We start from the raw sequence: 11681 nt of genomic DNA on the forward strand, positions 1-11681 counted from the left end.
AACAAACAAGAAAAGCAAACATGAAAAATTATCAATAATTTTTCATCAAAACATAAAAATGAAAACGCGCATCACGAAAGAATGATTATGTGACTCACTGTTTTATTTTTTTAGAAAATTTTGATAGACAAAACTGAAGAAGGAATGTGCCATGTCAAAAAAATTAGCTGTTATTGCAGTTGGTGGAAATGCTTTAATCCCAGATGATCAACATTGTTCTTATCAAGATCAATATAATGCCATTTTAAAAAATGCAGAATCTGTTGCAGACATGATTGAAGCAGGTTGGAGAGTTGTGCTCACACATGGTAACGGCCCCCAAGTTGGTTTTATCTTACGTAGATCAGAACTGGCAAGCTTAGAAGTACCTACTGAGCCTTTAGATTGTGCGGTAGCGGACACTCAAGGTTCTATTGGTTACCATTTCCAAAATGCGTTAAACAATGTATTAAAACGCCGAAACATTCACAAACCTATTGCCAGTATTGTGACCCAAACGATTGTGTCGAAGAATGATCCTGCATTTTCAAAACCCACTAAACCTATTGGGGCCTTTATGGATGAAAAAACGGCAAAAGAAAGACAAAATACACTGGGCTGGAACATCATGGAAGATTCTGGCCGTGGATGGCGACGCACGGTTGCCTCTCCGCAACCTATTGCCATTCAGGAACTATCAACTATTCGCTCCTTACTTGACCAAGATATTTTGGTGATTGCCTGTGGAGGTGGTGGCATTCCTGTTGCATTTGATGATCAAGAAGAATTAATTGGCGTTGAAGCAGTTATTGATAAAGATTTAGCATCGGCACTTTTGGCTAAAGAATTAAAAGCGGACTTATTACTCATTCCTACTGGCGTAGAACAGGTTGCCATTAACTTTGGTACACCTGAGCAACAGTGGTTAGATACATTAACAGTACAAGATGCTCGCCACTTTAGTGAAAAAGGAGAGTTTGGAGAAGGCAGTATGGGACCTAAAATTAATGCAGTGATTGACTTTGTGTCTGAAGTACCTGATGCACAAGGGCTAATTACTTCACCAGATGTAATCAAAGAAGCTTTGGAAAGGAAAACAGGCACATGGATTGTTAATAATTAAATTTTACTCACGTGATACAAAAAAAGCAGGCTATTTATCAATAGCCTGCTTTTTCATACATAGCTCAACCAACTCTTTTTTTATTGATGTTCCCTCAGAAAAACCCATTCATTTTGTTTTGAATGCTCTTCACTATAGTAATAACCTTCTAAATCAAATTGTTTTAGCTCTTCTGGTGTTTTAAGCTGATGTTGTGCTGCATATTTGACCATTAACCCTCGAGCACGTTTTGCATAAAAGCTGATGATTTTATATTGGCCATTTTTTTTATCTTTAAAAACAGGAGTAATCACAGGCACCTGTAATAATTTAGGTTGAACAGATTTAAAATATTCAGTAGAGGCTAAATTAATCACAGTATGGTTTTTTGTTAGAAGTAAAAGCTCATTAATCGTATGGGTAATATGCGCCCCCCAAAATTCATATAAATTTTTGCCTTTTGGGTTTTGTAATTTAGTCCCCATTTCTAACCGATAAGGTTGCATTAAATCCAAAGGTCTCAGCACACCATATAACCCAGACAAAAGAGCCACATGATCTTGTATATAATCGATTTCTTTATTCTTTAGATGGTAAGCATCCAAGCCCTCATATACATCGCCTTTAAATAGAAAAATAGCCTGCTTTGCATTGTATAGAGTAAAAGGAGGCTTAAATTGTGCAAAGCGCTCCATATTCAGTATGGCCAACTTATCAGAAATACTCATCAATTGAGCAATTTGCTGCGGAGAAAGTTGTTGTAATGTTGGCATTAATTGCTCAGAAAATTCAAGCAACATAGGCTCTGTATATGTTTTTGTTGGCGCAACGGTTGTTTCATCCAAAGTTTTTGCTGGAGAAAGCAAAAAAAGCATTATATGCACCTTTCTATATTTAACTTATATTTATCTTATTTTAACATCAAAATTCTCCCAAAAATGATAAAGTTACTCAATGACTATTGATGTTTTTTAACACTATTTTTTCGTTAATCGAATAATAATATTCATAAAATTTGATTTTAAGATTTCAATAACTTAATATAGTAAGTAATATTTAATATTAAATTTAGTTAATCTAACAAATTATATTAAACATATTCAAATTTAGGTTGAGAAAGCACAATTAAAATGGCACATGGACAAGCGTTTTTAGAAGATTCATCAAAAATGATTTCTACCTTTATTACGCAAACAAATATTAAAATTAATGCAGATGAAGAAACCAAAAGGCAAATATATGCAGCATTTGCTTTTGGACTAATCAATGGGTACACCGCAGAAAACCAAGGTGAACAAAATGATTTAAAAGAAACGGAAACAGCAACTGTTTATTATTTAATGACTTTGTTTCAATATGGTGCACAACAAGCTACTGAGTTTTGTCAATTTTTAGTCAATGCCATGATGGATGAAGATTTTCACCCTACCGTTAATATCGCTATACGCAGGGGCATTGAAGCTTATTTTATGCAATATAATGAAAAAAACTTTAATGGTTTAAAAAATAATATCGATAATCTGGTTGGCTGTATTTTGTCTTAAAACATCATTATTTCAATAAAAAACACCTGAATAATCAAAATTATTCAGGTGTTTTTTGTCAATACTTAAATTTTAGTGGTGATGTCCATGTTCACCATGCGCATGACCATGTTGAATTTCTTCTTGAGAAGCTTCACGCACGTCATTTACGGTAGCTTTAAAGCGAATTTTAATACCTGCTAAAGGATGATTACCATCGACAACAGCTTTACCATCAGCAATATCTGTCACACGAAAAATCATGGTTTCCCCTGTTTCTGGATCATCTGCCTCAAACATCATGCCTATTTCTACTTCAACAGGAAACGCTTTAATGTCTTCAATACGGACAAGCTCTTCTTCTGGTTCACCAAAAGCATCATCAGGCTCTAAAGTAACCTCAACAACATCACCTGTATTTTTGCCTTCTAAAGCCTCTTCAACCAAAGGAAAAATTGCATCATAACCACCATGCAAATAGCTGATTGGTTCTTCTGTTTTATCAATTAATTCATTATTAGCATCGTACATTTCATAATGAAGTGTGACCACGGTATTTTTTGCTACTTGCATGCGCGCGCCTTCCCAGTTATTTTTCATCATATTTAAAGTAAACGATAATTGTACCAGTTCTAAAAAAATTCTGTAGATTTTTCGTAAAATGGCCGCTTAATTTTTATGATGCATTTTCATTCAATAATAAATGTACCCTAGCCACAGCAACTGGTTTTTCTGGTGATACTTGCCATGCTTTTGCTGTGACATTAGCCACTCTTCTGCCTTGTCTGACAAGCTCACAAGATGCATATAAATGCTCTGGTGTGCCAGCACGCAAATAATCCAGAGAAAAATCAATCACTTTTGGAATAGGACTATCCTGATTATTCAAACAATACAGCACCACTGATGCATTCTCTAAAAAACCACCAATTAAACCACCATGTAAAGCTGGAACAATCGTATTACCAATATTTTTTGGTGAAAAAGGCAGCTGAAATAAATATTGTTTATTTTGATCAAACCCCACCTGAAAATGAATCATTTTGGCATAAGGAACCATTTGATGCACTTTATCTGTAATCTTTTGTTCTGGAAAAAAAATCACTGTATTTTGTTGTTCTGTCATTTCAACTGCTCCTTTATTTCATCAGAAATAGGTGTTCTCATATAGGTAGCCATTGCAAACGCAATAGGATCTTCTTCCCTATCCTGATGAAAACAAGTCGTCCTGACAAAAGCAACCTGATCAGTTAATTTATAACATTCAGATTGAGCATATATCTTTTCTTGCGGTGTGGCTGGATGCAGATAATCAATTCGTAGATCCAAGGTAACCAACAATTCAAAATCATCTAAGTGTGCTGCAACTGATGCACCACCAGCAACATCGACTAAGGCAGTAATGACGCCTCCATGAATCACACCTGTTTTTGGATTACCCACTAAATCTTCACGCCAAGCAACACTTAATACCTGCTTGCGGCCATGAGCATATTCAAATTTTAATCCTAATGCTTGATTATGAGGCAGTGTATTTAAATAACCAATTGCTGTTTGATATATTTTTTCATTTTGAGGCATTTAACCTACTCCCCATTATTTTCATCTATTTCTCCATAAACTTAAATCAAATGTATATAAAATTGTCAATCATACATCTTCTTTTTTAATAAAGGAAACTTGATCTTGATGATATTCAGAAGCAAAAATACTCAAAAAATCAAATCACACGAGCCCGTCTTATTTCTTATAAAAACTTCACCAATTTTAAACCAAATAAAAAACATGTTAAACTTTAAACTCAATATTTGGGCAAAGAAAAACGTGGTCATGAATAATAATCAACTTATTTTTCGACATGCAACACAAACAGATATCCCATTAATTCTTCAATTTATTAAAGAGTTAGCTGAATACGAAGGTTTATTAAATGAAGTGGTTGCAACTGAATCCTTATTAAAAGAATGGCTATTCATTCAAAAAAAAGCAGAAGTCATCATTGGTATGCACAATCAAATACCCGTTGGATTCGCTCTGTTTTTTCATAATTTTTCTACTTTTTTAGGCCGTAGCGGTATTTATTTAGAAGACTTATATGTCCAACCACAATACCGAGGGATGGGATTTGGCAGATCGTTTATACAGGAATTAGCCCATATTGCCACCTCAAGAGGTTGTGGTAGATTAGAATGGTGGTGCCTTAATCACAATAAACCAAGCATTGAGTTTTATCTATCTCTTGGTGCTCAGCCTATGTCTGATTGGACAGTATTTCGTATTGATGGCAACAGATTAAAAGAATTAGGAACAAAACAAACTGTAACAGATATTCTTTAAGGGAAAAACTTTTCATTAAATAACAAATAATTTAAATTCAACCAATAATGTTTTTCCTGATAATGACACACAAAATAATTCATTAAACAGCTCTTAAAACACTTACATAAATAGGCATAAAACTTTCTTCCTGCCGAACATCCACCAACCCCTCTTTTACAAGCTCCAGTACAGCAATAAAATTGACCACCAAATACATGACCGTATGTTCCTTTTCAAATAGTGCCTCAAAGGTACAGGACCCAACTTCTGAGACATACCGTAAAATTGCACTCATTTGTGCACGAACAGACAATGTTTCGGTTTGCACTTGATGGCTTTGAGTTTGTTTCACTCGAGACAACAAACTCAACCACACCTGTTTTAAATCACTCACATCCACTTCTGGTAATAATGGTTCAACTTCCTGCTCAAAGTGTACATACACCCACGCAAAATCCCTACCTGCTAAAGGCAAAGCATCTAACCCAACTGCAGCAAGCTTCATTTGTTCATACGCCAATAATCTTTTAGCCAACTCTGCCCTTGGATCGGCTTCTTCATCTACTTCTACTGGTGGTTTAGGCAACAACAAACGAGACTTAATTTCAATCAGTACAGCAGCCATTAATAAATACTCAGCAGCCAAGTCTAAGCGATTTTCATTCAGTATTTTGATATACCCTAAATACTGCTCAGTAATCACCGCCATAGGGATATCAAGTACATCCAAATTTTGTTTTCTAATTAAATACAGCAGTAAATCCAAAGGCCCTTCAAACCGCTCTAACACAATTTGTAAAGCATCTGGTGGTATGAATAAGTCTTGAGGCACCTCTAAAACAGGCTGACCAAAAACGTAGGCTAAAGCGCCATTTTGCTCATTTAAAAAAGTCATTTTTCCAAAACATTATATTTATTCAATTAGTTAGAATTAAAAGGTGACCAGTTCATAAGCAATATTTTCAACTGCTTTTTTAACCTTATTTTCATCAGCAATTTTATAAACAATGATCATGTATTCATCTGCCCCAGTATCAATATTGCCTAATTTTAATCCATAAGGATTAAGAACGGCATTAAAATCCTTAAAGATATTCTCATTAGAGGAAATAGAATCCATTTCATTATAGTATCCTTGCGTCGGCAATGTTAGATTCAACCCAAAATTAAACCGTACGACACGCTCTAAACCATACTCTAACTCATCAACACCTTCTTTCCAATCTAGTTGTGTCGCAAAATGAAAATTGTCTTCATTATAAGGAATCATTAAATCATAAAGTACCATCCAAGGGGTTTCCTCAACAGCAGCATCAGTCATATAAGTATCCAATTTTTCTTGGAATAAACCTTGACCTTCTTCACTCAAACAATACTTTGCTAAAGACATAAAATTCTGTTTCTCTTGATCACTAAGTTGCCTTTGCTCATTGTGATTTGATTGAGCTTGTTCTTTCTTAGTGCGTTCATTCTTTCTTTGCACAGCACTCTCAAACACGCTTGAGAATGTCTGTTCTATTTTTTTTATTGTTGCATTATCTGTCACATCAAGATAACGTTCTGCTCTATCCGCCCAGTCAATATGTTCATTAGGTAACTTTTTTAAATAAAGCTTCTGATCAATTTTCGCAATATAATAATTATAGTGGCTATCCCCTATATTATCTGAATCAGAAAACACCATAAAATTTGGTAAATAAAAACCTTGATAATGTATATCGTCTTTAACAATAAGGGTATATTTAAATTTTTTGGGTCGAAAGAAAAACGATACTGATAATATAATCATAAGAAAAAACAAAATGAAGAACAGAGGAAAAAATAAAATAAAAACAATCAGCCTAATAGGATGAGAAACTAAAGTTTTTAATAACTTAACAAATGCTGATAAAACCCAACGGCTATCTTCTCTATTTGTTGATATGATATATTTATATTGAAATACTGAATCGATAATTAAATAATCAAATTTTTCTAATGTTATTTTATTCCCTTTGTAGCAACCTGATATCTGCTCGCCTTCTTTAAAATACATTCTTGTCATTATCAATTCTATCTTTCTTTTAACCGATCAATCCAAATTTTATCTGCCTATCCAATTTAAATCATCAGCATTTTTATATACATCAATTCCATCAAAATAAACTCTATTCTCTAAAATTAAGTGAGCCAAAAACACAAACCAAAGCACAGTTTATGAGATGCATATTTTGCTTCACTTTCATCTTTTGAAAATAACAATTTCAATTCTTTTGGAACATCATCAGCAGTCCCATAAGCAGTTTCAAATAAACACCAATCTATTGCATCAATGCGTTGCTCAAAATCAGATTGCATTCCCCCACTCCTAAAATATTATTGTTTGTCTCTATTAATAAAGCAAAACATAAATGAAATCAATAGAAGAAAACCCAAAAAACTACTATTTTTTATGCTATAATTGAGAGTTTTCTTCCTAAATTAACCTATCAGAATCAAATACAAATGAATAAAAATATCCGCAACATTGCCATTATTGCACACGTTGACCATGGTAAAACCACATTAGTCGATCAGTTGCTACGCCAAGCCGGTACCTTCCGAGACAACCAACAAGTAGCCGAACGGGTTATGGACAGTGGTGACATAGAAAAAGAACGTGGCATTACCATTTTATCTAAAAATACAGCCGTAGAATATGAAGGCACGCATATTAACATTGTTGATACTCCTGGGCATGCTGACTTTGGTGGTGAAGTTGAACGTGTATTAGGTATGGTTGATGGTGTTGTGTTATTGGTTGATGCTCAAGAAGGCCCTATGCCACAAACTCGTTTTGTGACAAAAAAAGCCCTTGGCTTAGGATTACATCCTATTGTTGTGATCAATAAAATTGATCGTCCTGGCGCTCGCCCTAACTGGGTTATTGACCAAACATTCGAATTGTTTGATAAGCTTGGCGCAACAGACGAACAATTAGATTTTCCAATTATTTACGCTTCTGGTCTAAATGGTTTTGCCAAACTAGAATTAGAAGAAGAGTCAGACAATATGCGTCCATTATTCGACGCTATTTTAAACCATGTACCTGCACCTAGCGGGGATCCTGCAGCACCTTTGCAGTTACAAATTTCAGCCTTAGATTACTCTACTTATACGGGCAGACTAGGCATAGGCCGCATTTTAAATGGTACGATCAAAGCAGGACAACCTGTATGTATCATGAACCATGAAGAACAAGTGGCCACAGGCAGAATCAATCAAGTATTGGGTTTTAAAGGCTTGGAGAGAGAACCTGTTGAACAAGCCAGTGCGGGTGAAATCATCATGATTAATGGTCTTGATGAAATTGGTATTGGTGTGACTATTTGTGATCGAGACAATCCTCAAGGTTTACCTGTTCTTGGTGTAGATGAGCCAACATTAACAATGGACTTTATGGTGAACACGTCACCTTTAGCTGGAACAGAAGGTAAATTTGTCACCAGCCGTCAAATTCGTGACCGTTTACAAAAAGAATTATTAACCAATGTCGCATTACGCGTTGAAGATACAGAAGACGCTGATATCTTCCGTGTATCTGGTCGTGGAGAATTACATTTAACCATTTTACTGGAAAACATGCGTCGCGAAGGTTATGAGTTAGCTGTTGCCAAACCACGTGTTGTTTACCGTGACATCAATGGTGAAAAATGCGAACCCTATGAAAACCTAACAGTGGATGTAGAAGACAATACCCAAGGTGCTGTAATGGAAGAGTTGGGTCGCCGTCGTGGTGAGTTAACCAATATGGAATCTGACGGAAAAGGTCGTACTCGCTTAGAGTATCATATCCCTGCTCGTGGCTTAATTGGTTTTCAAGGTGAGTTCATGACCTTGACCAAAGGTGTAGGACTTATGTCTCATGTATTTGATGACTATGCACCAGTAAAAGCAGATATGCCTGGTCGACATAATGGTGTGCTGGTTTCTCAAGAAAATGGTGAAGCGGTTGCTTACGCTTTATGGAACTTGGAAGACCGAGGTCGTATGTTTGTGGTACCTAATGATAAAATATATGAAGGCATGATTATTGGTATCCACAGCCGCGAAAATGATTTAGTCGTTAACCCACTAAAAGGTAAAAAACTCACTAATGTCCGTGCCAGTGGTACTGATGAAGCGGTACGTCTAACGACACCAATAAAATTAACATTAGAAAGTGCTGTTGAATTTATTGATGATGACGAGTTAGTGGAAATCACACCAAAAAATATTCGTCTACGTAAACGCTATTTACAAGAAAGCGAACGCAGAAAACACTTTAAGAAGTTAGATTAATTTTTTAATCATAAAAAAGGGAAACTGAGTTTCCCTTTTTTATTGCCCAATTTCTTTTTATTAAATTGTCGCCTCATTCAGACGTTTTAACACTTCATCTTTACCCAATAATGCCAAAACAGCATCGACAGAAGGCGTTTGTGTTGTCCCACAAACCAAGACACGTAAAGGCATGCCTAACTGCCCCATTTTAATTCCTTCTTTTTCACAAAAAGGTTTAAACAAAGCATGAATATGTTCGGTTTGCCAATCAGAAATCTGTAAAAGCTCTTGTGCAAAGCGCTGCATTCTTTCTTTTGTACCCTCTTGAATATGCTTTTGTACATCAGCTTCTAAGGGTACCCGCTTTTGATAAAAATAATCACACTCTAAAGCCAATTGATTCAAGTCTTGCACACGCTCTTTGACTAAAGCAATAACCTCTTCCAAAACAGGCTGATCAATATGTTCAATTCCCTTTGCCTGCAATTTTGGCGCAACCAATGAAGCCAAGCGTTTATTGTCTGCAGCCTTTATATGTTGAGCATTTAACCATAAAAATTTCTCGTGGTTAAATCGACTGGCTGAAGGGCTCACATCTTTTAGGTCAAACCATTGGATAAACTGTTCTATGGAGAAAAACTCGTCATCCCCATGTCCCCAACCTAAACGGGCTAAATAATTTAATAAAGCCTCAGGCAAAATACCCTGCGTCTCATAGTCAACAACACTCACTGCATCACGACGCTTAGACATTTTCTGCCCGTTTTCATTTAAAATCATAGGCAAATGAGCATATTCTGGTAAAGGTGCGCCTAACGCTTTTAAAATATTGATTTGTTTAGGCGTATTATTTACATGATCATCCCCACGAATTACCTGAGTAATACCCATATCCCAATCATCAACAACCACACAAAAATTATAAGTTGGGCTGCCATCAGCTCTGGCGATAATAATGTCATCTAGCTCAGTATTGGCAAATTCAATGTCACCCTTAACCAAGTCATGCCATTTTACACTACCGTCTAATGGATTCTTAAAACGAACAACAGGTTGCACATCTTCTGGAATTTGTGGCAATGTTTTCCCTGCTTCTGGACGCCAACGACGATCATAATGAGTATGCTCACCTCTAGCTTCTTGCTCTTGGCGCAATTCTTCTAACTCTTCTTTACTACAATAACAATAATAAGCATGCCCAGCATCTAAAAGCTGTTGCACAACCGCGGCATAACGATCAAAACGCTGTGTTTGATAAAATGGTCCTTCATCATAATCCAACCCTACCCAGTGCATACCATCTAAAATAGCCTGAACAGATTCAGGTGTTGAACGTTCTAAATCAGTATCTTCAATTCTTAAAACAAATTGCCCTTTATTTTTACGAGCATATGCCCAAGAAAACAAAGCAGTTCTTACACCACCAATATGCAAAAACCCAGTTGGACTAGGCGCAAAACGTGTTTTGATCATTTTTATCTCATTTTCTAATGTACAATATCAAGAAAAGTAATTGTTTAAATTATTTTAATTTACGTCTGTCATGAACTGATTGAGCTAATGTACCTGCATCCACATATTCAATTTCACCACCTAATGGCATGCCTCTAGCCAAACGGCTGATTTTATAATGCTGATTTTTAAATAACTCAGACAAAACATAAGCAGTTGCATCGCCTTCTGCCGTAAAATTCGTTGCAATAATGATTTCTTCTATTTGCCCATTTTCTAAACGCTTAACCAATTTATCCAATGCAATAGCAGATAAATCCATATTTTGGGCTGGATTGACTTGCCCCATAAGCACAAAGTACACGCCATCATGACAACGCGCATCTTCCATACTTTCAACATCTATAGGCATTTGTACAATCATTAATACATTGTGTCTTCGTCCTTGATCAGAACAAATTTCACATACTTCAGTTTCACAAAATGTATTGCAATAACGACAATGTTGTACATGCTCTAGAGCATGGTTAATCGCTTGGGCTAATTGAGCCGCACCTTTTCGATCATTTTGCAATAAATGGTACGCGATGCGTTGAGCTGATTTAGGCCCTACTGCAGGTAACACCCGCAGTGCCTTAGTCAACGCATCTAAAATTCTAGGTGACCCCATAATGATTATTTAAACAAATCACCCATACCAGCAGGTAGATTCATGCCTGATGTAAACTGTCCCATGGTTTCCTGAGTTTTTGCTTCAGCTTTACGTACAGCATCATTAATGGCAGCAGCAACCAAATCTTCAAGCATTTCTTTATCATCTTTAGCATCAGCGATTAACGCATCATCAATAGCAATGCGTTTAACTGCATAATGGCAATTCATGGTGACTTTAACCAAACCTGCGCCAGACTCTCCATCAACTTCAACATTAGCTAAATTGGCTTGAGCTTCCTTCATTTTTTCTTGCATTTGTTGTGCTTGTTTCATTAAGCCTGCGATACCTGCTTTTCCAAACATTATTGATC

The 11681-nt window shown here is 36.0% G+C and carries 14 protein-coding genes; 4 read left to right on the forward strand and 10 right to left on the reverse strand.

From position 1 onward, the window contains the following. The first annotated feature begins 151 nt into the window (after positions 1 to 151). Entirely contained in the window at positions 152 to 1102 is a 951-nt protein-coding gene (gene arcC / locus AADH04_RS00305) for a carbamate kinase (protein WP_434778261.1), read from the forward strand. An 80-nt stretch (positions 1103 to 1182) separates the two neighbouring features. On the opposite strand, the gene yaaA is transcribed toward arcC, so the two are convergent. Beyond that, entirely contained in the window at positions 1183 to 1956 is a 774-nt protein-coding gene (gene yaaA / locus AADH04_RS00310; protein ID WP_434778262.1) for a peroxide stress protein YaaA, read from the reverse strand. Between the two features lie 255 nt (positions 1957 to 2211). Between yaaA and imm48 the strand changes: the two genes are divergently transcribed. After that, positions 2212 to 2625: an Imm48 family immunity protein gene (gene imm48, locus AADH04_RS00315; RefSeq protein ID WP_434778263.1), complete on the forward strand. Its 414-nt coding sequence runs from the start codon at positions 2212 to 2214 to the stop codon at positions 2623 to 2625. 72 nt (positions 2626 to 2697) lie between these two features. Here imm48 and AADH04_RS00320 read toward each other — a convergent pair whose 3' ends face one another. From AADH04_RS00320 to AADH04_RS00330, 3 genes are all read right to left on the reverse strand, one after another. Then, positions 2698 to 3177 carry an FKBP-type peptidyl-prolyl cis-trans isomerase gene (locus tag AADH04_RS00320; protein ID WP_434778264.1) on the reverse strand — a complete coding sequence of 160 codons (480 nt, stop codon included), beginning with the start codon at positions 3175 to 3177 and terminating at the stop codon, positions 2698 to 2700. 103 nt (positions 3178 to 3280) lie between these two features. Further along, complete coding sequence (locus AADH04_RS00325) at positions 3281 to 3730, reverse strand: PaaI family thioesterase (RefSeq protein ID WP_434778265.1); 450 nt, start codon at positions 3728 to 3730, stop codon at positions 3281 to 3283. Then, a complete protein-coding gene (locus AADH04_RS00330) occupies positions 3727 to 4185 on the reverse strand; it encodes a PaaI family thioesterase (RefSeq protein ID WP_434778266.1) in 459 nt (152 codons plus the stop codon). The genes AADH04_RS00325 and AADH04_RS00330 overlap by 4 nt, the downstream gene beginning before the upstream one ends. A gap of 249 nt (positions 4186 to 4434) precedes the next feature. On the opposite strand from AADH04_RS00330, the gene AADH04_RS00335 reads away from it, so the two are divergent. Next, a complete protein-coding gene (locus AADH04_RS00335) occupies positions 4435 to 4941 on the forward strand; it encodes a GNAT family N-acetyltransferase (protein WP_434778267.1) in 507 nt (168 codons plus the stop codon). An 82-nt stretch (positions 4942 to 5023) separates the two neighbouring features. On the opposite strand, the gene AADH04_RS00340 is transcribed toward AADH04_RS00335, so the two are convergent. The 3 genes from AADH04_RS00340 to AADH04_RS00350 form a co-directional block, all read right to left on the reverse strand. Further along, on the reverse strand, positions 5024 to 5818 hold the full coding sequence (locus AADH04_RS00340; RefSeq protein ID WP_434778268.1) for a segregation and condensation protein A: 795 nt from the start codon (positions 5816 to 5818) through the stop codon (positions 5024 to 5026). A 36-nt stretch (positions 5819 to 5854) separates the two neighbouring features. Next, entirely contained in the window at positions 5855 to 6958 is a 1104-nt protein-coding gene (locus AADH04_RS00345) for a DUF6630 family protein (protein ID WP_434778269.1), read from the reverse strand. Between the two features lie 125 nt (positions 6959 to 7083). Beyond that, positions 7084 to 7260, reverse strand: coding sequence for a hypothetical protein (locus AADH04_RS00350; RefSeq protein ID WP_434778270.1), 177 nt, complete (start codon positions 7258 to 7260; stop codon positions 7084 to 7086). A 147-nt stretch (positions 7261 to 7407) separates the two neighbouring features. Here AADH04_RS00350 and typA point away from each other — a divergent pair, with 147 nt between their 5' ends. Next, a complete protein-coding gene (gene typA, locus AADH04_RS00355; RefSeq protein WP_434778271.1) occupies positions 7408 to 9222 on the forward strand; it encodes a translational GTPase TypA in 1815 nt (604 codons plus the stop codon). A 60-nt stretch (positions 9223 to 9282) separates the two neighbouring features. On the opposite strand, the gene gltX is transcribed toward typA, so the two are convergent. Genes gltX through AADH04_RS00370 form a run of 3 tightly spaced genes read right to left on the reverse strand, consistent with a single transcriptional unit; the run spans position 9283 to position 11673 of the window. Continuing rightward, the gene (gene gltX / locus AADH04_RS00360; protein WP_434778272.1) at positions 9283 to 10677 is read right to left on the reverse strand and encodes a glutamate--tRNA ligase; all 1395 of its coding nucleotides are present in this window, start codon (positions 10675 to 10677) and stop codon (positions 9283 to 9285) included. A 49-nt stretch (positions 10678 to 10726) separates the two neighbouring features. Then, on the reverse strand, positions 10727 to 11329 hold the full coding sequence (gene recR, locus AADH04_RS00365; protein ID WP_434779864.1) for a recombination mediator RecR: 603 nt from the start codon (positions 11327 to 11329) through the stop codon (positions 10727 to 10729). Positions 11330 to 11331: 2 nt separating this feature from the next. Continuing rightward, positions 11332 to 11673, reverse strand: a complete 342-nt coding sequence (locus tag AADH04_RS00370) for a YbaB/EbfC family nucleoid-associated protein (RefSeq protein ID WP_434778273.1) — start codon at positions 11671 to 11673, stop codon at positions 11332 to 11334. Positions 11674 to 11681 lie beyond the last annotated feature (8 nt).

Source organism: Neisseria sp. Ec49-e6-T10 (assembly GCF_051132615.1).
Classification (GTDB): Bacteria; Pseudomonadota; Gammaproteobacteria; order Burkholderiales; family Neisseriaceae.